Origin of the sequence: Solwaraspora sp. WMMB762 (genome assembly GCF_049179115.1) — a bacterium.
Taxonomy (GTDB): Bacteria; Actinomycetota; Actinomycetes; order Mycobacteriales; family Micromonosporaceae; genus Micromonospora_E.
This window is the reverse complement of the sequence record NZ_JBMHMD010000001.1, coordinates 4,913,467-4,937,637: the sequence shown is the minus strand read 5'-3', so window position 1 is coordinate 4,937,637 and position 24,171 is coordinate 4,913,467. Positions and strand designations below refer to the sequence as shown.

At 68.7% G+C, this 24,171-nt stretch carries 30 protein-coding genes and 1 pseudogene; 15 read left to right on the top strand and 16 right to left on the bottom strand.

The features are described 5' to 3' along the window. Positions 1-12 precede the first annotated feature (12 nt). From ACN27J_RS22015 to ACN27J_RS22005, 3 genes are read right to left on the bottom strand one after another with little or no spacing between them, the layout of a single operon-like run. Positions 13-369: a nuclear transport factor 2 family protein gene (locus ACN27J_RS22015; RefSeq protein ID WP_421369116.1), complete on the bottom strand. Its 357-nt coding sequence runs from the start codon at positions 367-369 to the stop codon at positions 13-15. Next, the gene (locus ACN27J_RS22010; protein WP_421369113.1) at positions 366-833 is read right to left on the bottom strand and encodes an SRPBCC family protein; all 468 of its coding nucleotides are present in this window, start codon (positions 831-833) and stop codon (positions 366-368) included. Before ACN27J_RS22010 ends, ACN27J_RS22015 begins: the two co-directional genes overlap by 4 nt. Beyond that, positions 830-1,192: an ArsR/SmtB family transcription factor gene (locus ACN27J_RS22005; protein WP_421369110.1), complete on the bottom strand. Its 363-nt coding sequence runs from the start codon at positions 1,190-1,192 to the stop codon at positions 830-832. Before ACN27J_RS22005 ends, ACN27J_RS22010 begins: the two co-directional genes overlap by 4 nt. Positions 1,193-1,318: 126 nt before the next feature. Here ACN27J_RS22005 and ACN27J_RS22000 point away from each other — a divergent pair, with 126 nt between their 5' ends. Beyond that, positions 1,319-2,554, top strand: coding sequence for a glycoside hydrolase family 1 protein (locus ACN27J_RS22000; RefSeq protein ID WP_421369106.1), 1,236 nt, complete (start codon positions 1,319-1,321; stop codon positions 2,552-2,554). Between the two features lie 52 nt (positions 2,555-2,606). Here the strand turns inward: ACN27J_RS22000 and ACN27J_RS21995 are convergent, their stop codons facing one another. Beyond that, positions 2,607-3,002 (bottom strand): hypothetical protein, encoded by a 396-nt coding sequence (locus tag ACN27J_RS21995; RefSeq protein ID WP_421369103.1) that lies wholly within the window; start codon positions 3,000-3,002, stop codon positions 2,607-2,609. 173 nt (positions 3,003-3,175) lie between these two features. Here ACN27J_RS21995 and ACN27J_RS21990 point away from each other — a divergent pair, with 173 nt between their 5' ends. After that, the gene (locus ACN27J_RS21990; protein WP_421369101.1) at positions 3,176-4,393 is read left to right on the top strand and encodes a hypothetical protein; all 1,218 of its coding nucleotides are present in this window, start codon (positions 3,176-3,178) and stop codon (positions 4,391-4,393) included. Between the two features lie 33 nt (positions 4,394-4,426). Here ACN27J_RS21990 and ACN27J_RS21985 read toward each other — a convergent pair whose 3' ends face one another. Together ACN27J_RS21985 and ACN27J_RS21980 are read right to left on the bottom strand one after the other, a co-directional pair. Continuing rightward, on the bottom strand, positions 4,427-4,696 hold the full coding sequence (locus ACN27J_RS21985; protein WP_421369098.1) for a hypothetical protein: 270 nt from the start codon (positions 4,694-4,696) through the stop codon (positions 4,427-4,429). A gap of 22 nt (positions 4,697-4,718) precedes the next feature. Then, positions 4,719-5,009 (bottom strand): hypothetical protein, encoded by a 291-nt coding sequence (locus ACN27J_RS21980; protein WP_421369096.1) that lies wholly within the window; start codon positions 5,007-5,009, stop codon positions 4,719-4,721. Positions 5,010-5,264: 255 nt separating this feature from the next. Here ACN27J_RS21980 and ACN27J_RS21975 point away from each other — a divergent pair, with 255 nt between their 5' ends. The 4 genes from ACN27J_RS21975 (at position 5,265) to ACN27J_RS21960 (ending at position 7,017) form a co-directional block, all read left to right on the top strand. Continuing rightward, positions 5,265-6,029 carry a helix-turn-helix domain-containing protein gene (locus ACN27J_RS21975; RefSeq protein ID WP_416550802.1) on the top strand — a complete coding sequence of 255 codons (765 nt, stop codon included), beginning with the start codon at positions 5,265-5,267 and terminating at the stop codon, positions 6,027-6,029. Then, positions 6,029-6,214 (top strand): DUF397 domain-containing protein, encoded by a 186-nt coding sequence (locus ACN27J_RS21970; RefSeq protein WP_421372382.1) that lies wholly within the window; start codon positions 6,029-6,031, stop codon positions 6,212-6,214. The genes ACN27J_RS21975 and ACN27J_RS21970 overlap by 1 nt, the downstream gene beginning before the upstream one ends. Positions 6,215-6,391: 177 nt before the next feature. After that, entirely contained in the window at positions 6,392-6,646 is a 255-nt protein-coding gene (locus ACN27J_RS21965) for a type II toxin-antitoxin system Phd/YefM family antitoxin (protein ID WP_421369093.1), read from the top strand. After that, on the top strand, positions 6,643-7,017 hold the full coding sequence (locus tag ACN27J_RS21960; RefSeq protein ID WP_421369090.1) for a type II toxin-antitoxin system VapC family toxin: 375 nt from the start codon (positions 6,643-6,645) through the stop codon (positions 7,015-7,017). Before ACN27J_RS21965 ends, ACN27J_RS21960 begins: the two co-directional genes overlap by 4 nt. 115 nt (positions 7,018-7,132) lie before the next feature. Here the strand turns inward: ACN27J_RS21960 and ACN27J_RS21955 are convergent, their stop codons facing one another. Next, on the bottom strand, positions 7,133-7,369 hold the full coding sequence (locus tag ACN27J_RS21955) for a hypothetical protein (protein WP_421369088.1): 237 nt from the start codon (positions 7,367-7,369) through the stop codon (positions 7,133-7,135). A gap of 188 nt (positions 7,370-7,557) precedes the next feature. On the opposite strand from ACN27J_RS21955, the gene ACN27J_RS21950 reads away from it, so the two are divergent. Next, positions 7,558-8,109: a DUF4240 domain-containing protein gene (locus ACN27J_RS21950; protein WP_416550805.1), complete on the top strand. Its 552-nt coding sequence runs from the start codon at positions 7,558-7,560 to the stop codon at positions 8,107-8,109. 399 nt (positions 8,110-8,508) lie between these two features. Here the strand turns inward: ACN27J_RS21950 and ACN27J_RS21945 are convergent, their stop codons facing one another. Next, on the bottom strand, positions 8,509-8,712 hold the full coding sequence (locus ACN27J_RS21945; RefSeq protein WP_421369086.1) for a hypothetical protein: 204 nt from the start codon (positions 8,710-8,712) through the stop codon (positions 8,509-8,511). Continuing rightward, positions 8,681-9,394 (bottom strand): winged helix-turn-helix transcriptional regulator, encoded by a 714-nt coding sequence (locus ACN27J_RS21940; RefSeq protein WP_421369084.1) that lies wholly within the window; start codon positions 9,392-9,394, stop codon positions 8,681-8,683. Before ACN27J_RS21940 ends, ACN27J_RS21945 begins: the two co-directional genes overlap by 32 nt. Before the next feature lie 53 nt (positions 9,395-9,447). On the opposite strand from ACN27J_RS21940, the gene ACN27J_RS21935 reads away from it, so the two are divergent. The 5 genes from ACN27J_RS21935 (at position 9,448) to ACN27J_RS21915 (ending at position 13,579) form a co-directional block, all read left to right on the top strand. Then, a complete protein-coding gene (locus ACN27J_RS21935; protein WP_421369082.1) occupies positions 9,448-10,089 on the top strand; it encodes a maleylpyruvate isomerase family mycothiol-dependent enzyme in 642 nt (213 codons plus the stop codon). Between the two features lie 478 nt (positions 10,090-10,567). After that, a complete protein-coding gene (locus tag ACN27J_RS21930) occupies positions 10,568-10,912 on the top strand; it encodes a DUF1203 domain-containing protein (protein WP_421369080.1) in 345 nt (114 codons plus the stop codon). Between the two features lie 240 nt (positions 10,913-11,152). Further along, positions 11,153-11,593: a DoxX family protein gene (locus ACN27J_RS21925; RefSeq protein WP_421369077.1), complete on the top strand. Its 441-nt coding sequence runs from the start codon at positions 11,153-11,155 to the stop codon at positions 11,591-11,593. Positions 11,594-11,674: 81 nt separating this feature from the next. Further along, complete coding sequence (locus ACN27J_RS21920; RefSeq protein WP_421369075.1) at positions 11,675-12,055, top strand: PPOX class F420-dependent oxidoreductase; 381 nt, start codon at positions 11,675-11,677, stop codon at positions 12,053-12,055. A 207-nt stretch (positions 12,056-12,262) separates the two neighbouring features. Then, positions 12,263-13,579 carry a hypothetical protein gene (locus tag ACN27J_RS21915; protein WP_421369072.1) on the top strand — a complete coding sequence of 439 codons (1,317 nt, stop codon included), beginning with the start codon at positions 12,263-12,265 and terminating at the stop codon, positions 13,577-13,579. A gap of 102 nt (positions 13,580-13,681) precedes the next feature. Here the strand turns inward: ACN27J_RS21915 and ACN27J_RS21910 are convergent, their stop codons facing one another. Then, entirely contained in the window at positions 13,682-14,914 is a 1,233-nt protein-coding gene (locus ACN27J_RS21910) for an RNA-guided endonuclease InsQ/TnpB family protein (protein ID WP_421369069.1), read from the bottom strand. Between the two features lie 25 nt (positions 14,915-14,939). Here ACN27J_RS21910 and tnpA point away from each other — a divergent pair. The 3 genes and pseudogenes from tnpA (at position 14,940) to ACN27J_RS21895 (ending at position 16,696) form a co-directional block, all read left to right on the top strand. Then, positions 14,940-15,357 (top strand): annotated as a pseudogene (gene tnpA / locus ACN27J_RS21905) (IS200/IS605 family transposase). Between the two features lie 148 nt (positions 15,358-15,505). After that, positions 15,506-15,697: a hypothetical protein gene (locus ACN27J_RS21900; RefSeq protein WP_421369066.1), complete on the top strand. Its 192-nt coding sequence runs from the start codon at positions 15,506-15,508 to the stop codon at positions 15,695-15,697. Between the two features lie 147 nt (positions 15,698-15,844). Then, positions 15,845-16,696, top strand: coding sequence for a Rieske 2Fe-2S domain-containing protein (locus ACN27J_RS21895; RefSeq protein WP_421369063.1), 852 nt, complete (start codon positions 15,845-15,847; stop codon positions 16,694-16,696). On the opposite strand, the gene ACN27J_RS21890 is transcribed toward ACN27J_RS21895, so the two are convergent. The 6 genes from ACN27J_RS21890 to ACN27J_RS21865 are packed head-to-tail and all read right to left on the bottom strand — an operon-like array spanning position 16,639 to position 24,152. Beyond that, positions 16,639-18,009 carry a sensor histidine kinase gene (locus tag ACN27J_RS21890; protein WP_421369060.1) on the bottom strand — a complete coding sequence of 457 codons (1,371 nt, stop codon included), beginning with the start codon at positions 18,007-18,009 and terminating at the stop codon, positions 16,639-16,641. The two genes, ACN27J_RS21895 and ACN27J_RS21890, sit on opposite strands and share 58 nt — an antisense overlap. Beyond that, positions 18,009-18,680 carry a response regulator transcription factor gene (locus ACN27J_RS21885; RefSeq protein WP_421369057.1) on the bottom strand — a complete coding sequence of 224 codons (672 nt, stop codon included), beginning with the start codon at positions 18,678-18,680 and terminating at the stop codon, positions 18,009-18,011. The genes ACN27J_RS21890 and ACN27J_RS21885 overlap by 1 nt, the downstream gene beginning before the upstream one ends. 59 nt (positions 18,681-18,739) lie before the next feature. After that, on the bottom strand, positions 18,740-20,023 hold the full coding sequence (locus ACN27J_RS21880) for a cation:proton antiporter (RefSeq protein ID WP_421369054.1): 1,284 nt from the start codon (positions 20,021-20,023) through the stop codon (positions 18,740-18,742). Between the two features lie 27 nt (positions 20,024-20,050). Continuing rightward, on the bottom strand, positions 20,051-21,427 hold the full coding sequence (locus ACN27J_RS21875) for a cytochrome P450 (RefSeq protein ID WP_421369051.1): 1,377 nt from the start codon (positions 21,425-21,427) through the stop codon (positions 20,051-20,053). Next, entirely contained in the window at positions 21,424-22,575 is a 1,152-nt protein-coding gene (locus ACN27J_RS21870) for an alpha-hydroxy acid oxidase (RefSeq protein WP_421369049.1), read from the bottom strand. Before ACN27J_RS21870 ends, ACN27J_RS21875 begins: the two co-directional genes overlap by 4 nt. Further along, on the bottom strand, positions 22,572-24,152 hold the full coding sequence (locus ACN27J_RS21865; protein ID WP_421369047.1) for an FAD-dependent oxidoreductase: 1,581 nt from the start codon (positions 24,150-24,152) through the stop codon (positions 22,572-22,574). The genes ACN27J_RS21870 and ACN27J_RS21865 overlap by 4 nt, the downstream gene beginning before the upstream one ends. Positions 24,153-24,171 lie beyond the last annotated feature (19 nt).

Here is a 24,171-nt window from a genome sequence, read left to right as displayed (position 1 = left end):
CTTTCGGCTGTGTCAGGGCAGCGGGACGACGTAGGAGTCGACGCGGGCGATGAGCCCGTCCCGGAACGTGAACAGGTCGTTGAAGGCGAAGCGAAACGGTCCATGCTCGACGCTGGTGCTGCGACCCTCTCCGGTGGTGACGACGACCGGTCCGTCCTCGTAAGTGCGCTGGAGGTCGAGCTCGGGGCTGCCGGTGAACGCCGGATTCTCGATCTCGCCGTCGAACTCTGCCTTGCCGCAGGTGGTCCGGTGGCCGTGGATGACCCACTGGACGTCGTCGGTGAGGGTCGCGAGGATTCGCGGGTGGTCGCTCGTGCGGAATCCTTCGAAGTACTCCGCGACGAGGTGGCGCTGGGTTGGCTGGGTCATCGTGTGCTCCGTCCTGGGGTGGCATCGTCCTGCTGCAGGTGTGCGGCGAGGGCATCGAGGATCGAGGCGAGCCCGGTAGCTGCCTGTGCGGTACGCAGCTCGGCGGGGAGTCGACGCTGGTGGACCGTGAGATCGGTGCCGCCGTCGGCGGGCCGGATGCTGACGGTGGTACGTAGGCCGGTGACTGGCTCGTCGAATACGAGTTCGTGCGGCGCGGAGACGCTGACGTAGACGAACCGGAGTCGGCGGGTCGCGCCGTCCGGTGCGCGGGTGTCGAGGGCGAACTCTCCGCCGGGACGCAGGTCGACGAGCACGGACTCTGGCGGCACCGTTGCGTGCGAACCGCCCCAGAAGGCCGCGATGCCCGTCGGTGAGGTGAAGGCGATCCAGACCCGTTCGGGCTCCGCCGGGAGATGGCGCTTGGCGATCAGTTCGTCGTCGTGGAGTTCCGCGCTGGCACTCACTGGCCCGATCCGCTCTCGGTGTCATGCTGCTCGGCGAGGTGCTGTTCGAGGTGGTCGAGCCGGTCGTCCCAGGCACGGCGTTGCTCGTCGATCCAGGTGCCGAGCCGCGAGAGCTGGTCGACTCTGAGCCGGCAGGGGCGCCGGGTGCCCTCGCGCCGCTGCTCGACGAGGCCACACCGCCGCAGGACGCCGACATGGTGGGAGATCGCCTGTGGGGTCAGGTCGAACGGCTCAGCAAGTTCGCCGACCGTGGCGTCGCCCCGGGTGAGGCGGGTCACCAGGGCACGACGGACGGGGTCGCCGAGGGCGGCAAAGGCAGAGTCGAGGTCCGGGCCAGGTCCGACGAGCAGGGTTGGCATCGGGCTACCATAACGCAAGTGTACGTTTGCGCAAACCATCGCTTGCAAACCTTCGAGGTGTCGTGCGGTGACGATGTGCATACCCGTCCTGGACGGACTCGGTCCGGCAGGCAATGACGACCATCCATGAGACGCTTCCCGGACGGCTTCCTTTTCGGTGTCGCCACCTCCGGTCACCAGACCGAGGGCGACAACACCAGCAGCGACACCTGGCACCTGGAGAACGTCGCACCGACGGTCTTCGCCGAGCGGTCCGGCCGGGCCTGCAACAGCTGGCAGCTGTGGCGCGACGACCTTGACCTGGTGCAGGCGATGGGGCTGGGCGCCTTCCGGTTCTCCGTGGAGTGGGCCCGGGTCGAGCCGGAGGAGGGCGGCTTTTCCACCGAGGCGTTGGACCACTACGCGGCGATCGTCGACAGTTGTGCGCGGCGGGGCCTGGCCGCGGTGGTGACGCTCAACCACATGACCTGCCCGCACTGGTTCGCCGCGCGCGGCGGCTGGCTGGACCCGGCCGCGCCCGAGCTGTTCGCCCGCTACTGCGACCAGGTGATGCGCCACTTCGGTGACCGGATCACCATGGCCGTCACCCTCAACGAGCCGAACCTGCCGCAGCTGCTGTCCTGGGCGGACGTGCCGGAGTCGGTGCAGAAGTTGGAACTGGCCACCCTGGAGGCGGCCAGCGCCGCCGCCGGGGTGCCCCGGTACCGGGTCAGCAACATCATGCTGCCGGAGGAGTTCGACGCGATGCGCGACGGCATGACGGCCGGTCACCTCGCCGCCCGGGAAGCGCTCAAGGCCAGGCGGCCCGACCTGCCGGTGGGGCTGTCGATCGCCATCGTCGACGACCGGGTGGCCGGCGACGACGCCACGCTGCGCGACCGCAAGCGCGCCGAGGTGTACGACCACTGGCTGCGGCTGGCCAGCGACGACGACTTCGTCGGCATCCAGAACTACGAGAGTGCCGTCTACGACGCGGACAGGTTGTTGCCGCCGCTGCCCGGGGCCACCCTGCACCAGCTGGGCTCGGCGATCGACCCGACGTCACTCGGCGGTGCGGTGCGGTACGCGTACCAGGTCAGCGGGGTGCCGGTCTTCGTGACCGAACACGGCGTCGGTGTGGACGACGACGCCCTGCGGGCGGCCTTCATCGAGCCGTCGCTGGCCGGCCTGCTCGACGCGATCGACGACGGCGTACCGGTGCTCGGCTACTGCCGCTGGACGCTGCTGGACAACTTCGAGTGGGCGGCCGGCTACCGCTTCCACTTCGGCCTGCACACCGTCGACCGGGAGACGTTCGCGCGGACCCCGAAACCGAGCACCGCCCGGTACGCCGCCATCGCGACCAGCCGCACCCTGCGCTGAGTCAGGCACGGTCGGCCTGGCTGACATCCATTTCGGTGCCTTGTCTGGTAGGTCAGTGGAAGCTGACCTCGACCCCGCTCCACGCCGGCAGGGTGACCATGTAGTCCAGTGTCAGTTCGCAGAGCTCGGCTGCATGGTGATGCCCGCCACGGTCCATGCTGATCATGCTCAGCATGACCCCGAAGGCCAGCGTCTCGGCTGCCGACTTCTCGTCCTCGTCGGGAGATGGCGGGGGCGATCCATGAACCAACGCCCAGAAACTGCTCTGCATGATCTCGCCGTACCAGATCTCCGGAGGCGTGTGGGGCCAGTCTGCTGCAGCCGTCGCCAGCGCCCGCAGAAACTCTCGCGGGACCAGGCTGCGTCGCTGTGAACGTAGAGTGAGAGGGTTGTCCGAGACGGAGTGCAGGACTTCCTCGGCCGCTGCGGCGAACGCCTCGTCCTTCACGGCACTGAGTATCGCTTGGCCGCAGCAGTACGGAGCAAGCGGCTGGCCGGGCGCACCGATCTGCCGTCGATCGCCATCGCCAGGTCGGTCTGTTGGAGTGCGCGTCGTGGGCGCTATCGTGCTGGCAGCAATCGGTCGGAGGGATCACCACGATGGGCCCAGACCGTGTCGTCATGCCGGGACAGGTCTGGGGCCTAGCTGCCGAAGGTTCGGGCGACCCGGTCTTCGTGATCAGCTACAACGGACGCGATCTCGACGGTACGGTGCTTACCGCCGTCGACCCCACAGGCAGGGTCCTATGGCAGCGCACCTTCGAGGGGCATCCCCGGCCGCCTCGGGTCACCCCGGTCGGCACGGTATGGCTGGCGCACCGCGCCCCCACCGGTCAGGCTTTTACCGAGGTGAGCCGCGACGGCCAGGTTGTCCGCTCGGTGGTCCCTGAACATGAAGCCCACGAACACCTCGGCGCGTTCGTCCTGTTGCCTGACGGCTTCTGCGTAATCTGGCTACCCGCCAGCCCTCGCCACCACATTCCACCTGGCGCGACCGCCCGCGTCGCTCGCCACAGCCAGACTGGCGCCACCGACTGGTCCACATCGCTTCCGCTCTCGGAGCTGTCCTTCCCCGGCGTTGTGGAAGCCGGCGTACACACCGACTGGCAGCTCCGTCCGAAGAAGCCGTGGCGGCCACGCACGATCCAGGTCGACTACCGGGAGCCGCTGCTGGTCTCCGCCCACCGGACACTGGTCGGCATCGGCGATGGCAGGAGCGGCATCGGCGTCTGCGCCATCCTCGACACCGACACTGGCCGGATAATCACCACCACCGCGCCAGGCCCATACGTGCACAAAGCCATCGCCGGGCCTGGGGCCTTCTTGATCGGCCAACAAGGCTACGGCGCGTTCACGACGGTGTACTACGACTCAGAGGGCCACCGTGGGCAGACCTGGCCCAGCCACGGCATGTTGCTCGTTGACCACCGTGGCGTCATCAGCGGTGCCGAGTCGGAGAACATTCTCCCGTCCCGTTCTCGGTTCCGCGTTCTCAACTCCGATGGCTCCCTGACCGACGGCCCGCCACTGAGCGGCTACTACACCAGCTACCCGGCGCTGGACGCCGACGGCACTGCGGTTCTGTGGCGCGACGGCAAGCTCCTGGCCATCAGCCCCGACCTTCAGGCCCGGACGCTGTTCGCCCAGGACGACGATCGCGCGGTGATGAGCAGAATCCTGCTACTTGACGACGGTCACGTCCTCTTCAGTTTGAAGGACGAGCTGCTCATCTTCCGCGACAGTGGCCTCGCCAGCCTAGATAGCGGACCTTGGCCCTGCGGCGACGGGAACCCGCACGGCAACCCCGCCCTGACGTGGACTCGACCCGCGCCCAAGTGATCAGACCTCTGCTCATGCCGCGGCGGCAGCTGGTCAGGTCATGCGGTGCGGCGGCAGTCGGTAGCCGAGTTGTTGGCCGTACGTCATCAGCGGCCGCAGCGTCGGGACCAGGACGGTTGCCTCCGCCGACCAGTGGCGTCCCCGGTTGCCGTCGAGCCGGCGGTGCCGGGCCGTCGTACGGCTGCGTTGCTGTTGTCCGAGCCGTTCGCGGCGCAGGTATTCGAGGCGCCTGGACGCCGTGGACCGGCCGGAACGCCAGTCGAGCCAGCGCAGCCACCAGTCCCGTACCATCTCGGTGATCATCTTTTCTCTCCTTGATCAATTGTCACGTCGACTGCCGTTTGGCCAGTAGGTAGAGTCCATCGCGTTGCACGAAGATCTCCCGCCGCTCGGCAGCGTAACCGCGTTCGTCTATGACGTAGCCGGTGAGCCAGATCCAACCGTCGTAGGTCGGTTTCCGGTCCACCGAGATGACACGAAATCGAATTCTCCGGTTGCCGGCGAACTGCATGCTCGCTTCCTGGCCGATCAACAGCACGTCCCCTGCATTCGGCTCCGGCGTCGGCAGCAGCCGGCTATCCACCGGGCCTTCCATCGCCACGTGGCCGCTGGACACCGTCGGCGCCCCGCTCCATCGGCCAGGTCGCACGCCCGCAGCTGGGGCACCATCTGGACTTCACTTTGAACGACCACAGCCCGGCGCAGAAGCCGAGCAGCGCCGCCCCGACGAGCGCGCCCACCTCCACCGTCGACCCCCCTCACTCATCGGGTCAATTTCCCGTCGTGATCCACCCTGGACTCCCACCCAGACATAGGGCAATATGAAAGTCGCAGAGGTAAAGATGAGCCCGAGTTATTGGAGGTTATAAACATGACTGAACTACCTGTGGAGCTTCGTCGGCTCCGGCTGTCTCAGCGCATGAACCAGACTCAGTTGGCCAAAGCGGTAGGCGTGTCGAAGTCGCTCATCGCCAGCTTCGAGACCGGCCGGCTGGTGCCGAAGGAGGACACCGCGAAGGATCTCGACAAGTTACTGAACTCCGGTAACCAGCTTCAGCAGCTGTCCAGGGAGGGCAGAGAGGACCGCCAGCCGTGGCTGCGCTCCTGGGTCGATCACGAGCGACGCGCGGTGTTGCTGCGGGCCTGGGAGCCCACGCTGGTCCCTGGCCTGCTGCAGACCGAGGCGTACATGCGGCAGGTCTTCACTGGCGTGCCGTCCAACCGGGGCCGGCTCGAGGAGGTGATTGCGACCCGTCAAGAGCGACAGCGCGCGGTGCTGGACCGCGATCCCCCGGTCGACCTGGTGGTCCTGGTCGAGGAGACGGCGTTGCGTCGCGGTCCACGCGAGGTGATGAAGGACCAGCTTGCCCACCTGGTCGACCTCGGTCACCGGCCGACCGTCCGGATCCGGGCGGTCCCCGAGTCGGCCGGGCTCCACGCCGGTCTCAGTGGGCCGCTGGCACTGGCCACCATGGGCGACGGGAGGCGGGTCGGCTACCTGGACGATCTGCTGCGTGGACGCCTCGCCACCACCGCTGGTGACGTACTCGAACTGGAACTAATCTGGGAAGCAGTCAACGAGTTGGCGCTGTCCGCCGACCAGACCCGAGACCTGATGTTAAGGATGATCCAGTGATCAATGAACCAGCGTGGCGGAAGTCGTCTCGGTCGAACGGTGCATCCGGCAACTGCGTCGAGGTGGCCGACAACCTGCCCGGCCGGGTGCTGGTCCGGGACACCAAGGACCGCGACGGCGGCACCCTGGCCTTCCGCCCGTCCGCCTGGCGCTCCTTCGTCGAGCTGACCAAGCACCACCACTGACCAGCCGCGCCTACCCTCCGCCCAGACACCGTCGAAGCGCCGGCCCTGCTGCAGCAGGGCCGGCGCTTCTTCACACCCGAACACGGCCCGGCCTGACACTGCGGGTCGCGATCTGGCGAATCGTAGCGCCTCCACACCTGAGCGGACTAAGCTGCTAGCTAACTAGGAGGTCTAGTCATGTCAGCTGAGGCCGCGCACTACAACATGCACGACGCCAAGACCCACCTCTCGCGCATCATCGAGCGGGTGGAACGCGGCGAGGAGATCATCATCGACCGGGCAGGTACCCCGGTGGCGAAGGTGGTGCCGTTGGTGCGCCGGGCCAACCGGACCGCGGTCGGCTCACTCGCCGGACAGCTGGACCTGTCCGGGGACTGGGATTCGCCCCAGACCAATGCCGAGATCGCCGCCGACTTCGGCATCGGCGCATGAGTCTGCTGCTCGACACCCACGTCGCGCTCTGGGCCATCACCGGCGACGCCACCCTCGGCGACGACCTTCTCGACCGGCTCCGCCACGACCCGGACATCTTCCTGTCCCCGGTCAGCCTGTGGGAGATCACCATCAAGCAGGCCACTGGAAAGCTCGCCGGCCCGACCGACCTCGCCGAACAGGTACGGAACATGGGCTTCGTCGAACTGCCGGTGACCCACGCTCACGCGATCGCGGCCGGTCGCCTACCCGCGCATCACCGAGACCCCTTCGACAGAATGCTGGTGGCACAGGCAGCCGTCGAGGGGATGACGCTCGCCTCCCGTGACGCGTCGATAGCGGTGTACGACGTGGACATATTGAAGGTGTGACAGGCTGGCCCACCCAGCCGCCGTGCCGGAGACCGAGCTTCATAGGACCAGCCGCACAGCATCCGCTTCTGCCGCACCGAAGGCGCTGGCGGCGTGCGTCAGCGAGCGCCTCGGATCAGTTGAACGTGGTACGAACGGCATCGTGGGGGATCCAGTGGCTCGCGTCCGAAGTCCAGCCCTGGTCGTACTGCTCCACGGCCTTGATGAACTCGGCCGGCGGTCGGTAGGAATGGGCAGTGACGTAATGCCAGATGAGCGACGGTGCAGCAAACATCGCACCCGACCCTGACGGCACCCTGACCTCGGTGTGTCCCAACAGAACTCTGCCGCTCGGATGGTCCACGGAGATCATCGAGCCATCCGGACGATCCGGACAGAAGGGGCACCGATGAAATCCGCGCATCGTATTGACACGCCGCTCAACGATCGCTACACAACGTTACGCCTTCGGATCGTACGGGCACTGCTCCGTTCGGGTCGACGACCTGGAATCGAGGCCGTCGTCGCGCGGTGAGCCGCTCCGTGCGACGATCGCCGATCATGAACGTGAGTGACGTGTGGTGCCTGGTCGAACAGGCGCGAAGCGAGTTGAGCCAGGCAGCGCTGGACGCCGACGAGGTGGCACAACGGATGGTTGCGCTGCTGGGCCAACGCAAACCAGCTGAGATCGTCGCCTTTGCTCAACCGCTGTGGAATCTGCTCGCCCAGTCCTACCGCGTCGACCTCTGGGCGGCTGCTTACGTGATCAACGGTGGTGCCTCCGACGACGGCTTCGACTACTTCCGCGGTTGGCTGATCGCCCAGGGCGAGACCGTGTTCAACGAAGCACTCGCCGACCCGGACTGGCTCGCCGGTCACCCCATCGTCGTCCAGGCCGCTGCGAACGGCGAGGACCTGTGGTGTGAGGACATCCTCGCCGTCGCCTGGAACGCGCACCTGGCAGCAACCGGACAAGAGCTACCGTCCAACGCTTACAGCATCCGGTATCCCCAACTCGACCGCGACTGGGACTTCGACTTCGACGACGAGGCCGAAATGCGACGACGCCTGCCACGCTTGACCGGGCTCTACTACCAGCCGACCGAGGCGTAGTCGGGCACAAAACTGCGCGATCAAGATGTCTCGTGCTCGAACATGATTGGCAAGCCGAGGCGACGATCCGAGCCCCAGCACGTTTCACCAAGGCCAAACCTAGTGCGCGCACATGCCGCGAACCAGGTGTGACGGAGCGTAGTCGACTGCCGCCGGGTGAAGCGTCCGGACGTGCCGAGAAGCGCGCACCTCGGTTCGTCGAGTCTCGGTCCGCCGCCGAGTGGAGGGCTCAGGCACGTTATTCGGGCGAATAACGTGCCTGAGCCCTCCACTCGAAGCAGCGTCGCCGATCGCGGCGTCCGGATCTGAACCTGCCGCCACGGGCCGCTCCGGCGGTTGAAGGTGTCGGGGCGGTACAGCGAGATCCGCTCATGCCGCGATCAGGGTGCACTTACCGACTCACTGCTGACGGTCGATCTCCACCCAAGCCAGTCCATCGAGCGCGGACCGCACCTCGGGAAGCGGCGCACGGCAGACGGTACCTGGCAGGGCCGGCAGGAGCGTGTTACCTGACGTGTCCGTCAGCGCCAGCAACACCGGTATGACGAAAATCGCGCCGGCGATCTTGCCGCTATGGACAAGGGATGGACGGCGTGCTGTCACCTGGGGAGATCCCTAGCTGGGTGGCGTCGAGCAGGGCACGGACCGCTGTGGAGTCGCCGATGATGGCGACCGCTTCGGCACCCTCGATCGGAGCTCCACCGATGACCAGAGCCTTCCACGCGAGGGTCGTCGCCTCGACTCGCGCGTCGACGTCGTCGGGGATCGGTTCCTTCGACACCGTGGTACCGCCTGGGCCTACTGTCGCGAGGTACTCGACCGGCTCTTGCCCGGCGGCGCGGGAGTCCGTCAAGGTCAACGCGACGCGGCGGACGGGCTCACCTGCTGGTGCCGGCGACGCATGCGCCCGCATGGCGAGGACGAGTGTGTCCGGGCTCATGTCCGCCTCCAGCGGCAGTCGCGGCGAGCGCACGGCCCACCGTGACAGGGCTGTGTTGACGGCCTCGAGGTCGTATCCCCACTCGGTGAGGTCGTAGACGGTGACGTCGGCGGGGCGGGGCAGGGTGCGCCGTACAACAATGCCGGACTCTTCCAGGTCCTGGAGCCGGCGTGAGAGCGTTCCGGGGCCGATGCCTGGAATGTCGCGCTGAATGTCGACGAAGCGCTTCGGCCCCAGCAACAGCTCGCGCACGACGATGAGGGCCCACCGCTCTCCGATCAGGTCGAGCGCGTGGGCGGAAGCGCAGCCGTCGTTGTACGAGCCGTATGTCCTTCGTGTCGCCACGGAGCCAGTGTAACTACTTGCCTAGTAGCGTGTACTACTGTTTTAGTAGTGCCATGGATGCCCGACGCACCGATGTTTGGACTGCCGTTCACCACGAACGCGCGGCTCTTGTCCGCGACCTGGAGACTCTCGCGCCAGAGCAGTGGAACGCTCCTACCGCCTGCGGTGAGTGGGACGTGCACGATGTCGTGGCCCACCTCGTCGACACGGCGAAGACCACGAGGATCGGCTTCATCCGACACATGGTGACTGCCCGCTTCGACTTCGACCGCCAGAACGCCGCCGGTCTCGCCCGCGAACGGTGCGACGACCCGAAGGACACTCTCGACGCGCTGCGATCCGTCCTGACCCGCACCAGCACACCGCCGGCGGCGATCGCCACACGCCTCGTCGAGGCCTTCGTCCATGGAGAAGACGTCCGGCGGGCGGTCGGGCTCACCGGCGACTACCCGGCCGACCAGGTGGCGGAGGCGCTGGAATTCCAACTTCGCACGACCGTGAAGATCGGCGGCGGCAGGGAGCGCGCGCGTGGTCTGCGGATCATCGCCTCCGATGCACCCGTGGACGGTGGAACCGGACCGCTGGTGCACGGATCGGCCCTCGCCCTCCTGCTCGCGGTCTCCGGTCGCCCCGTTGAGCCCGATGAGCTCTCAGGCCCCGGTGCAGCGACTCTCGCCGAGCGCGCTACCTCCTGAAGCCGCCAGTCCACCCGAATCTGCCGCTCCGGGTGGACTGGCGTCCATCACCGGCGGTGACGCACGGTGATATACGGCTGCTTCTCCTGTCCCCCGCCTCCCGTGTCGTACCGACCGATCAACTCGTCGTGCACGCCGCAGTGTCGGCCTTCCTGGGTGGTTACCGTGGCGAGTGGTAGCGGCTGTCGTCAGCAGCGGCCACCGACGGCTCGGGTGATCGTCTCGTCAGTGGTTCCTTCCGGCGGAGTTCTACTGACGGTGTCCTACTCAACGAGCCAAGCCAGGGACGTCGCCGGCCCTTCGTCCACGGACCCGCCGCCGACCTGCCATAGGAAGCTCTACCGCGCTCATCCGTGACCAGGAACAGGCACGGCGGGACGATCTCCGTCATCGTCGACCGGCCGCATCGCAGCCAACTCGATACGCCGCAGCCGATTTCCGCCAGACTTTGCCGTCCGCCGCCACCATCGTAGAGAGCATGAGCTTCGTCATTTTCCCGATCCCACCCGAGCGGCTGAAGGCTATGCGCCATGACGGTGCCGACGATGCGGGTGAGCGCTTCGAGGCGTTCGTCGCCGAAGAGGACGGCGCCCCGCTGCGGTGCTGCCTGCGTGAGGCTCGCGCCGGTGAGCACCTCGCCCTCATCGCATACCGCCCCGAGGGCACCGCCGGCGCCTACCGCGAGATCGGCCCGGTCTTCGTGCATGCCGCCCCGTGCGAGGGCGACGCCGCCCACCGATGGTCGGCATCATCGTGTCGTTCTGATCGACCCGACTTTCCGACCGCGAAGCCACCCGGAACGCCCCATCGGCGGCCAAAGTAAGTAGACCGACGCGCCTCCGGCGCCGCCGGCCCGTCGGCGAGGGACAACCTGGCCGGTGATCCGGCTGTCGGTCGGACCCCTCTGCGGCGATCACGGTGAGCAGGCCGGTCCGATCATCGAAGTGATGCGCCGGTGCAGCACCCCGTGAAGGTACGGACTCATGCGGCAAGCCCAACTTGTCATTGACAAGATGCGCGCGCTAGACGCTATCTTGTCAATGACAAGATATGGAGGTACGCGATGGCTCCCCTGATCGCCCTCATCGGCGGCTGGCTGGTCCTGCGCATGACTGGACTGCTCGGCATCGACGCGCTCGACAACTGGCAGCCGGCGCTGCGTGGTGGACTGGCCCTCATGTTTGTGCTCACCGGTGTGGCCCACTTCAGTGCGAAGCGGCGCGACTCACTCATCGCGATGGTGCCGCCGAGGCTGCCCCGGGCACCGCTGCTGGTCACCATCACCGGGGTCCTGGAGCTGGCCGGAGCCGTCGGCCTCGCGATCCCGTCGACCGCGCCGGTCGCGGCGATCTGCCTCGCGCTCCTCCTCCTGGCGATGTTCCCAGCCAACGTGTCGGCGGCACGGCGTCAGCTCAAGATTGCCGATCGGCCGGTCACGCCCCTGGTTCCGCGCACGCTGCTGCAGGTGCTCTTCGTCGCCGCCTGCATCGCCGCCGCTCTCTGACCAGAGGATGGCCACTTTCGACGGACCGCATGTCTGCTTGATCAGCGGGCGCGACCGGACACGACTCGCTACGCTGACCCGGTGACCGTGGCCGATGAGATCGCCCGTAGCCGGTACATCAGCCTGACCACCTACCGCAAGGACGGCACCCCGGTGGCCACACCGGTCTGGCACGTACCGCACGGTGCCGAACTCTGGATCGTGACCGAAGCGGGCTCGGGCAAGGTCAAGCGGATCCGGAACAACCCGCAGGTTCGGGTGCAGCCGTGTTCCTTACGCGGGGCGGTGGCACCGGACGCGCCGGGTGTGACGGGAACGGCTTGGTTGCTGGACGGCGACGGGTCGGCGCTGGCCCGCAAGCTGCTGGCCCGCCGGTACGTCATGGCACGGGCAGGGAACTGGTTCGCTCGCCTGCTCCGGATACGCCGCCCCCCGATGGTCGGCATCATCGTGTCGTTCTGATCGACCCGACTTTCCGACCCGTGACCAAGCCTAGTCAGCTGCGGAGCTGTCGCCGGCCGTGCAGGCCAGCCAACCCGTAGCTCAAGGCAGGCGTGTCTGCACGACATCGTCCACTTCCGAGGAAATCGATACGAGCGGACCATGGTGAGGCTGGTTAAGACGACATAGCGTGATGCCGATCTGTGCCCTACTTCGAGGAGCGATGCGTTGGAGAACGAGATTCAGCTGATCAGTGACGGCGATGGCCTGGCGGTCATCGGGCATCCGGCGGCTGTCGATCGTTTCCTCACTGCGGAGCGGCTGCCGTCGAAAGACCTCGGGCTGAAACGGCTCAGCGGCGCCCTCGGCGCCGGATCCAAGATCGCCAAAGCCGGGGCTGAGATCTCCGAGCAGTCCGGCCGATGGGTCCAGCTGTCCGCGGAGTCCGCCCAGGCGATGAAGAAGTACAACCTGATGAGCGGCTCGGAGAACGGTCTCAGCCGTGCCGTGCTGACCGACCACGGCAGGATCACCGGCCTGCTCGAGATCGTGCAGACCCCGAGCGCGATGCTGACAAACCCGGCGATCCTGACCGGGGCCGCTGGCCTCATGGCGCAACTCGCGATGAAACAGAGCATGGACGAGATCACCGACTATCTCGCCGTGATCGACGCGAAGGTCGACGCCGTGCTCCGCGCTCAGACTGACGCGGTGGTGGCCGACATGATCGGGGTAGAGCTCGTCATCGACGAGGCCCTGACGATCCGGGAGCAAGTGGGCAGGGTTTCCGAGGTCACCTGGTCAAAGGTGCAGGCAACGCCGGTGCCACTGGCTCGGACCCAGGCGTACGCGTTGCGGCAGCTCGACGCTATCGCCGAGAAACTCGAGACCGCAAACGTTGGTGACCTGGCCACGACGTCGAAGGAAGCCGAGGTCAAGGTTCAGGAGTGGCTCGCTGTCCTGGCCCGCTGCTTCCAGCTCCAGGACGCGGTCGCCGTTCTCGAACTCGATCGGGTGCTGGACGCGTCCGCGCATGAGTTGGAAGAGCATCGTGTCGCTATCCGGATCGCCCGGCAGAAGCGCCTCGAGCTCATCCTCCGCACCACCGAACGCCTGATGGCCCGGATGGACGCAGCCGCCGGCACTGCCAACGCGAAGGTGCTGCTCAACCCGACCTCATCACGCGCCGTGGTGCGGTCGACCAATCACGTCGCGACGATCGTCGTCGACTTCAACGGCCGGCTCGGCGTTGAACGCAACCGCCGGTCACGGGATGCCCGGCGATGGCTCGACGCGGCCGTGGAAGCGCGCGACAAGGTCCTCGAAACGGGGTCCGAGGTGGGCGCCAAGGTTCTCGACACCGGCGCTGAGGTGAAGGGCAAGGTTTTTGAGACTGGGGCGGAGAGTGTTGGTGCCGCTAGTCGCTTCGGTATGCAGGCTCTCGGCCGGGCGAGATCGATGATGGGTAGGGTCTCCGGGGAAGTCGCCGAGCGGTCCCAGCGGCAACTTGGAAGTAAAGAGGAACTTGATCGAGAACATTCGTAGTAGGTGCATCCGGGTCTGCACAGGCCTACGGTTGCTGGTTGACGATTCGGCGCACCTCAGCTGCGACTGCTACCACTGTCAGGTGTTGACATCCTCGCCGCCCTAAACGGCGGCGATTCCAGCCACGCCGCGCGTGACACGCGCGGCGTTCTGGTGGGTTACCGTTTCACCGCGCGGTGCCGGGACAGGTCCCGGTCCTACCCGCGCTCCACGGTCGTTGAAGTCCGCCTGCCCGGCGGCCTTGATGTTGATCGCCGCGTTGACATCCCGATCGTGGTGACCGCCACACGGACAGACCCACGACCGCACGTTCAACGCCATCCTGTCGTTGATCCGGCCGCAGTCCGAGCACATCCGGGTGGACGGGAGCCACCGGTCCACCCGGCCGAAGGTACGCCCGTATCTCGCCGCCTTGTACTCCAGCATGCCGACGAACGACGACCATCCCGCGTCGTGCACCGACTTCGCCAGCCGGGTCCGGCCGAGACCGACGACACACAGATCCTCGACGTACACCGCTTGATTCTCACGGATGATCGTCGTGGACAGCTTGTGCTGCCAGTCCCGCCGGGTGTCGGCCACCCGGGCGTGCGCCCTGGCGACCTTCACGACAGCCTTCCCACGGCGGTTGCTGCCCCGCTGTTTGCGCGACAGGGCCTGCTGCAGCCGTTTCAGTTTGCGGGCCGCGCGGCGCAGGAACCTGGGCGCGGCCACCTTCGTGCCGTCCGACATGACCGCGAAGTGCGTCAGCCCCAGATCGATCCCCACCTCGGCGTCCACCTCGGGCAGCGGCTCGTCCTCGCTGGTCCGCACGACGAACGAGGCGAAATACCGCCCGGCGGCGTCCCGGATGACCGTCACGGACGACGGGTCCGACGGCAACATCCGGGACCAGCGCACCGCCAGGTCGCCGATCTTCGGCAGCCGCAGACGACCGTTGTCCAGCACCGTGAACCGGGAATTACGGGTGAAACGGATGGCCTGCCGGTTGTCCTTACGGGACCGGAACCTCGGCGGCGCCACCTTCGCACCCTTGCGTCTGCCCGTGATCGAGGCGAAGAAGGTGCGGTACGCGGCGTTGAGGTCCGCGAGGGCCTGCTGCAACACCACCGCCGACACCTCGCCCAGCCACGCCCGCTCCGGAGTCGCCTTGGCCCGCGTGATGACCCGCCTGGACAGCTCGGCGTCCGACACGTACGGCAGGCCCTGCTCGCGGGCGGTCCGCCGTGCGCGCAGCCCGTCGTTGAACACCACCCGGGCGCATCCGAACGCCCGGGCCAGCGCGATCTGCTGGCCGGGTGTCGGGTAGGCCCGGAACTGGTACCGGAGCTGCACGAACCACACGATATCATGTTGGTCTATGGCAGAAGGTGAGGGTATCCGTACCGGCAGGCACTGCGTTTTCGCGATGCATGTTCACTTGGTTTTCGTGACGAGTTCCGGCACACGGTGTTCGCCGACCGGCACCTGACCCGCATGGAGGCGATCATGCGGGACGTGTGCCGCGACTTCGAGGCCGAGCTGGTCGAGTTCAACGGCGAGGACAACCACGTCCACCTGCTGGTCGACCACCCACCCAAAGTCGCCGTTTCCCGCCTGGTCAACTCACTCAAGGGAGTCCCGTCGCGCCACCCCCGGCAGGAATTCCCCGACCTCGCACTCCACTACCACCGGGCCAACAAACTCTCTGGTCGGGCTCGTACTTCGCCGGCTCCGTCGGCGGCGCGCCACTGAGCATCGTGACGCAGTACATCGAGCAGCAGAACCGGCCAGGTTAGAGCACTGCTCGGGCCCGGGCGGCCCCTCCCAGCGCGGGCCTTCACCCCCGGCCTGAAGGCCGGAGCACTGGCCCGCATTCCGGTAGCTTCCGGCGGTATGACGTGGGCGATCGAACGCACTCTATCCATATGCCCCGAGGTCGACCGGATGCTCACCGCTCATGTCCAGCGCACGTCCGGGGTCACGATGTCCGCGACCGTCAACGCCGCACTGGCCGACTACCTGGAGGCTTCGGCGCTGAAGGCGTACCGGCGATGGGACGCCGAAGCCGACGAGGGTGAGCGGGCAGCCCTGGATGAGTTTGCCGCCCACCATGACGAGTCCTGGTCCCCTGGATGAGGTGGGGAGCACAACTCTCGCGGCATTGACAACCGCTGTCCGCAGCTACTTCGACGCGACGGACCGCGTTCCGTAGAGCTCCAACTTGGCCCGGCATGTGCAAGACCGTCGAGGTTTGGTGGTGGGTCAGGCGGGAACGTCGGGACGATGCGGGCACTGTTGATGAAGATCGAACAGGCGACCGGGCTGGACCGGATCGGCGACCGGCTGCAACAAGGCGTCCAGCGGCGGATCAGCAACGAACGGGTCCGCGACCTGCTGCACGGGGTGTGGCTGGGGCATCCGCTGCACCCAGTGCTGATCCAGGTGCCGATGGGCGCCTGGCTGAGCGCCGCCGTACTCGACATGCTGCCCGGCCAGCGACGGGCCGCGACCACCCTGGTCGGCGTCGGCACCGCCGCCGCGATCCCGGCGGCCATCGCCGGGGCGAACGACTGGGCGAGCCTGTCCCGCGAGCAGCGCCGGGTCGGCCTGGTGCACGCGATCGCCAACACCGTCGGCCTGGCCTGCTACACCGGATCGCTGGTCGCCCGGCTGCGCGGCCGGCACCAGACCGGCCGTACGCTCGGATTCCTCGGCCTCGCCGCGGTCGGTGCCGGCGGCTTCCTCGGCGGTCATCTCGCCTACAAGCAGGCCGCCGGGGTCAACCACGCGGTGCCCGAGCTGCATCGGATCTCCGCCGGCTGGCACCCGATCGCCGAGTTCGCCAACCTGCCCGAATCGGGCATGATCAGCCGGCAGGTGGACGACGTACCGGTGCTGGTCTACCGGCACGGCGAGGACGTCACGGTGCTGCTGGCCCACTGCGCCCACCAGAACGGACCCCTCGACCAGGGTGAGGTGATCAGCGCGGACGGCCACGCCTGCGTGGTCTGCCCGTGGCACGGCAGTGCGTTCCGGCTCACCGACGGCACCGTCGCCCACGGCCCGGCCGCCACCGATCAGCAGGTGCTGCGCAGCCGGGTGGTGGCCGGTGTCGTGCAGGCCCAACTGCCCTGATCCGACAGTGCCACGGCAGCCGGCAACCGTACGGTGAACTTCGCGCCGGCACCGGGGTGGCCGGCGGCCTCGATGGTGCCGCGGTGCGCCGTCACCACCTCGCGCAGCAGCGCCAGGCCCAGGCCGATGTGCAGCCGGTCCGACCCGGCCCCGCGATGGAACCGGTCGAAGATGCGCTCGTCGGGGTCGAAGCCGTCGCCGGTGTCCGCGACGGTCAGTTCGATCGTGTCGCCGACGGCGGTGCGGCAGACGGCGACGTCGATCCGGCCGCCTGGTCGGGAGTGCCGCAACGCGTTGGTCAGCAGCTCGGACACCACCCTGCGCAGCGCCGAGGAGACCCCGGCCACCGGCAGCGGACCGGCGGACCGGTCCAGGGCGATCACCACGCCGTACTCCTGTGCCCGGTCGCTCTCGGCGAGGACCGCGTCCTCGACGATGGCGGCCAGGTCGACCGGTGCGTCGGAGGCACGGTCGGCCGGGGCGGCGCCGAGCCGGGCGGACAGCAGCAGGTCGTCGACCACCTCACCGAGTTGCCGGGTGGTGCCGACCAGCCGGTCCAGGTCGGCGGCGTATTCGGACGGAATGTTGCCGTTGCCGTTACGGGCCCGGCGGGCGAGCACCTGCGCCCGGGTGTGCACCTGGGCGATGGGCGTACGCAGCTCGTGGCTGGCGTCGGCGATGAAGCGCCGCTGACGTGCGAGCGCCTCGGCGAGTGGCGCGACCGTGAGCCAGCCGACGACCATCCCACTGGCCAGGGCGGCCAGCAGTCCGATCCCCTCGGTGATGGACAGGGCCAGGAGCAGGTGCCGTCGGTCGGCGAGGTGGTAACGGGCGTCGAAGACGGCCTGAATGGTGTCGCCGCCCCGGGGCTGAGTGAGGACGAAGTAGACGGTGCCGTTGCGCTCGACCCTGGTCACCTGCTCGATGCCGGTCGCGGCAACCGTCTCCATCACCTGGCGGAGCGGGAATCCGGCTGGTGCGGGGACTCCGGCTGTCTGCAGTGCGGCGACCGCTGCGTCCTGCGGCCCGGAGGCCGTCGCGTCCGGCGGCTCGCCGCCGCCGCGCAGGAACAGCCAGGTGCAGCCCGGCGGCCCGGACGGGTTGCCGCGGCTGGCCGTGTAGCGCAGCTCCCGGTCGATTTGTTGTTCCTGCCCGTGTACGAGCATGCCGTAGGCGATCCCGCCGACCAGGGTGACCAGTGCGGTGACCGCGAGGCCGACCAGCGCGCCGACGCGCAGCCGGGCCCGCGCGATGACCTTGCGTTCGGCGGCCGCCCAGGAGGTGCCGAACTGCTCGGCCGACGGGTGGGGCATCAGAGTTCACCGAGCCGGTAGCCGACTCCGTGCACTGTCCGGATCACCGACCGGCCGAGCTTGCGGCGCAGGTAGTAGACGTAGGTGTCGACGATGGAGGTGGCGTGGGCGTCGTCGAACACCTGCCGACGCAGCCCGGACCGGGAGTGCACCCTCGTCGGCGTCATGGCGATCACCCGGAGCAGGTCGAACTCCCGCAACGACAGGGCGACCCGGGACCCGTCGGGCAGCACCACGTCCCGCAGCCCGAGGTCGAGCCAGCCGTCACCGACCCGTACCGTCTCGGCGGTGTCGAAGGCGCGCCGGCACAGCGCCCGCAACCGGGCCGCGAGCTCGTTCAGCTCGAACGGTTTCACCAGGTAGTCGTCGGCGCCCGCGTCAAGGCCGGCGACCCGGTCGTCGACGGCGCCGAGCGCGGTCAGCATCAATGCCCGGGCCCGCACCGAACGGGAACGCAGCCGGGCGAGCAGGTTCAACCCGTCGATCGCGGGCAGCACCCGGTCGATGACCATGACGTCGTACGGTCGGGTAAGTCCTAGATGCAGTCCGCGTTGTCCGTCGCGGGCGGCGTCGACCCGGTACCCTTCGTCGGCCAGCACTTCGGTCAGCAGACCCGCGAGGTCCGCGTCGTCCTCGATCAGGAGCAGGCGCAGTGCCGGTGGCGACGTCACGCTTGCCGTCATCACCTGTCGAGAATCGCACACCAGACCTGGATTTACATAGACCTTCGTCAATTTCTAGGGACTTCGGCCGGCGGGTCGACGATCAGGACTGCGACCGGTCCGGCCCCTCGGCGGCGATCGACACGTTCGAACCAGCTCAGCAGCGGCGTGGTCATCAACGTCGTCACCAGGGCGACCAGTACCAACGCGGTGAACATCGTGGAGTTGACGACACCGGTGGACAACCCGATGTTGAGCGCGATGAGCTGCATCAGGCCACGGGCGTTCATCAACGCGCCGACCCGCAACGCCACGCCGCTCGGCTCGCCCCTGAGCCGGGCCGCCAACCAGCATGATCCGAACTTGCCCAGGATCGCGACCGCCACGCAGGCCAACGCGAACAGCAGCACCGACGGATCACCGAGCAGGCCGAACTCGGTGTGCAGGCCCGAATAGGTGAAGAACAACGGCAGGAAGACGGTCTGACACACCGGGACCAGTGTCTCCACCACCTGGTCGGTCCGCGGGTCGTGCGGCATCACCGCACCGAGCGCGAACGCGCCGAAGACGGCGTACAGCCCGATCTCGTCGGTGTACCACGCCACCGCGAACAACAGCGTCACGACGGCCAGCAGCCGGGACTGGTCACCGAGCCGGCCGTCGCGCATCAGCGCCGCCGCCGTCCGGGCCCCGAACCGCCAGAGCAGCAGCCCGAACAGCACCGCCCCGCCGACGGTGACCAGCGCCGGACCGGGCCGACCGGTGGCCACGGCGAGGACCACGGCAAGCAGTATCCAGGCCACCACATCGTCGATCGCGCCACTGGCCAGGGCCAACGAACCGTGCCGGGTGCCGGCCTGCCCGCGTTCCGTGACGATCCGGGCGAGCATCGGAAACGCGGTCACCGCCAGGGTGACGCCGACGAACGCCGCCGTCACCCCGGTCGGGACCCCGTCGGCGAGCACCGGCACACGTCCGGCGGTGGCGAACACCAGCAGCGCGCCCAGCGCCAACGGTGCCAGCACCCCGGCGGCCGAGACCGCGCCGGCGGTGCCGGCCAGGTCGGCCACCCGGTGGGTGGTGAACGCGTACCCGACCTGGAACATGAACATCACCAGGCCGATCTGCCCGACGACGTACAGCACCGGATGCAGCTGTTCCGGGAACAGCGCCCGCTGGGCGGTCGGGGCGAGCAGCCCGAGCAACGACGGCCCGAGCAGGACCCCGGCGAGCATCTCGCTCACCACGGCCGGCTGACCGACCCTGCCGAGCAGCCAGGCGACCGTCCGGCAGCAGAGCAGGATGACCGCCACGGCGATGAAGAACCGTGGCGCCAGATCGACCGTACTCATCGGCCCTCCAGCGAAGTTTCGGCAGCGTCAGCGCCCGGCATGGTCGAAGTGGTTCGCGCACAGCCGCAGCCGTCGCGCGTGGAGCACCATCACACTGCCCAGCACCAGCTGGACCAGGCTTCGCCAGACGTCGGCCCACCGGTCCTCGGTGCGCATCAGCCACAGCCGCAGTCGCCCGACCTCGCCCGAACCGGCCGGGAGTAGGAAACACGGACCCCGGCTCGGCAACGACCGGTCGTGGCGTACCGAGGAGACCAGCGCGTACCGGCGCAGCACCTCGCGGGTCGCCGCGCGCATCATCACCGGCGCGACGCCGCGCGCCGGGCAGGCCCGGTTCGCGGTGACGCCGAACGGGACGAAGTGCGCCTCCCGCCGGGACAGCCGCAACCAACGGTCCGGGTCGAAGTCGTCGTCGGCGGCCGGTCCGGTGCGCTGGAAGGCCAGATAGTTGAACAGCAGCACCGAGCCGGCCGGCAGGGTGGTGCCGGCATCCACCTCGATCGGTGCCGAGGTGATCCGGTGCGCCACCCCGAACAGTGGATGCACCCGCAACGTCTCGTCGATCACCCGGTCGAGCAGCTCGTCGGCGGCCTCCGCCGGCCCGTCCAACGCCCGGCGCACCGCGAGCTGCGTCGGCGGATGCTGAGCGACGGCCAGCAGCAGATGCGCCATCGCCTCGGACATCTGCACGACCGCCGTGGTGAAGAACGCACCGTGCAGGTACCAGGCGGTCTCCTGGGCGGTGAACGGCTCCGGCAGCACGACCGGGGCGGTCCCCGCGTCGACGCGGGCCCGCAGGTAGCGGGTCAACCGGTTCCGCCGGCCCAGGTGCCGCAGCCCACTGCACTTCAGCGCGGACGACACGTCGCCGGCGTTCGCGACGATCAGCGCCCGCGCGTCCGGCGGGCATGCCTCACCGAAGACCAGCTCGTAGTAGACCTCGGCCCAGATCGGCAGCATCATGTCGCGTAGCCGCACCAGGCTGGTCCGCTCGGGCGGCAACCGGTCCAGCTGCCGGCGGGCGGCCGAGGCGGCCAACTCCGTCGACCGTCGCTGCGACACGGCCAGCACCCGCCGGGTGGTCCGGGCCACGGTGCGGTAGCGCTCACCCGGTTCGAGGTGCTCCTGGTGCATGTGCGGCCCCGGAGACAACCAGTACCAGAACAGATCGGACAGGCCCGCGCCCCGGCTGCGTCCGTCCGCCGCCGGGTGGGCGTACACCCGCTCGAAGTGCTCCGCGCCGACCAGCGGGCCGGGCACCGCGATCCCTTCACCACCGTTCACCCGGGCGAACACCCACTGCCGCAGGCCGATCACTGCCGGCGGCAGCCAGCGGGGCAGCGTCCACACCAGGACCGCCGCCGCCACAAGGGCAAGCAGCACGGGTACGCCGGGCCCGGTCATCGGCGTACCCCCACCGGCCACGCTCGGCCGCCCACCGCCGGGGTGACCAGGTCCGGGGTGATCGCGGCCGGAGAGTCCGCTCCGGCAAGCGCCATCGCCCGGTCCAGGTCGGCCCGCAGCAGCTCCAGGACCTGCCGTACGCCCATCTCACCGCCGGCGGCCAGGCCCCACAGCACCGGCCGGCCGACGCCGACGGCGACCGCGCCCAACGCCAACGCGGTGAGCACGTCGGTGCCGCGCCGCACCCCGCCGTCGAGCAGCACCGGGAGGCGGCCCGCGACCGCGTCGACGACGGCGGGCAGCGCGTCGACGCTGGCCGGTACGCCGTCGAGCTGCCGCCCGCCGTGGTTGGACACCAGCACCGCGTCGACCCCGTGTTCGACGGCCAGCGCGGCGTCGGCGGGGTGCAGGACGCCTTTGAGTACGAGCGGCAGCCGGGTGGTTTCCCGCAGCCAGTCGATCCGCCGCCAGTCCAGGGCGGCGTCCATCGTGATCGCCCGGATCTCGCCGGTCACCGGATCGCGCATGTTTTCGCAGCACAGCCCGTCGGGCAGGTCCAGGAAGCCGTGCCGCAGGTCCCGTTCGCGCCGGCCGAACACCGGCGAGTCGACGGTGACCACCAGCGCACCGCAGCCGGCCGCCTCCGCGCGCCGGATCACCGACTCGGTGAACGCCAGGTCCGGTTGCGGGTAGAGCTGGAACCACAACTTCGGCGGACGGGGCGGGCCGCTGGCCGGCGCCGGCCGGGGCGGCATCGTGGCGACGGCCGCCGCGATCGTCTCCACCGGGGTGGTGGCTGCCATGCTCACCACCATGATCGTGCCGGCCGCCGCGATCGCGCGGGCACAACCCGCCTCCCCGTCCGGGTGGGCGAGCCGGTGAAAGGCGGTCGGCGAGGCCAGCACGGGCATCGAGACCGTCTCGCCGAACAGCTCCACCCGCAGATCACGGGCGCCGACGCCGCGCAGCACCCGGGGCAGTACCCGGTAGGCGTCGAAGGCGGCTTCGTTGTCGCGTACGGTCCGTTCGTCGCCGGCACCGCCGGCGAAGAAGTCGTCGTGCGCCGGGTCGAGCCGGCGACGGGCCGCCGCCCGCAGGTCGGCCAGGTTCACCGGGGCGGCGACGCTGGGCAGCGTGGTCCCGTTCATCCGCGTACGGTGGCCAGGCAACGGTCCAGGAAGGCGACCAGCGGCGCCCGGTGCACGTCCGGCCGGTCCCACCGGTTCTCCAGGTTCTCCGCCAGGTGGTGGACGTCGGTCACGACGCCGTCGCGGTAGAGCCGGACCACCGGATGCAGGTACGCGGCGTCGTGCGCCTGGCCGGCCGAGTCCTGGGCGATCCGGTTGACCGACACGTCGAACGGGTCCACCTGGTCGTGCTCGGGCCCGTACTCCAAGGTGACCGCGAAGGCGTGGGTCGGCTCGTGGCCGGGCACGGACAGCCCGTTGCCCACCAGGTAGTCGACCGGCACCTCCTCGTGGTAGCGGACATCCGGCCCGGCCACGGTGAGCACGTCGGCGAGCACCCCGAACAGTTGCCACAGCGCGGAGGTGCGGTTGACCCGGGCGATGATGGCGTCGGCCAGCGCGGCCGGGTCGGCGTCGAGCTTCTCCGCCGGCCAGGCCTCACCGTGGTAACGCCGCCGCAGGATCCGGTGCAGCGCGCGGACGCCGTACCGGAAGCCGTGGATGAATCCGCTGGTCGACTTCTTGAAGTCGCGTTGCTGGGTGAGCGTGCCGGCGAAGAACAGGTCCGGCACGTTCACCGATTCCCACTCGGCGGTCTGGGCCGGGAACCGGTCTTTGATCGTCAGCGCCGGACGGGTGTCCGCGGCGAAGATCGACGGGTCGAACTGGAACCCGGTGCAGACCAGCACCCGGTCGTAGGGCAGCTCCTTGACGACCTCGTCGGCCCGGCTGAAACTGAACCGCACCCGGTAGCCGGCCGCGTCGCGGACGATGCTCCGCACCTCACCGTCCAGGATGGCGTTGGCCGACTTCAACTGGTACGTGTCGAGGAAGTTGTTGTTCACCGCGCGCAGGTGCCCCACGTAGTGGGTGCGCCACGCCATCCGGATCGAACTCGGCCCGGCCACGTGGATCAACGCGGTGGTCTCCAGCAGGTTGTCGGCGGTCTCGAACGCCGAGTTGCCCTTGCCGATGATCAGCACCCGTTGGTCGAGGAAGTCCTTCGGGTCGACCGGCATGTCGCCGTACCCTTCGGCGAGCTCGATGCCGGGCACCGGCGGAACGTACGGCTGGGACACCCCGGTCGCCACCACGACGCGGCGCGCCCGGTGCACCGTGCCCGACCCGTCGGTGACCTCGAAGCCACCGGCCGGGTCGCGGGCCACCTGGGTCACCCGGCATTCGTACTGCACCCGAACGCCGGTCGCGGCGGCGAAGTCGGCCAGGTAGCGCACCATCAGGTCGGCATGCGGGAAGTACCGTTCGGTGTACCGGGTGAACAGCAGGTCCGGGTCGTCGCTGAGCAGCGAATTCCAGTCCAGCCGCAGGTTCAGCTCGGGGTCGGTGGAGCCGGTGTGTGGCTTGTTGATCGAGATCAACTGGCGGTGCCGCGGGTAACGCTCGAAGAAGGCGCCCGGTGCGCCAGCGGCCTCCAGCACCAGGTAGGACGCTTGTCCGGACTGTTCGAAGTGCGACGCGAGCTGGAGCCCGGCCGGGCCCGCCCCGATGATCAGATAGTCGAGCATCGCTTGATTCACCGCCTGACGCTACAAAGGA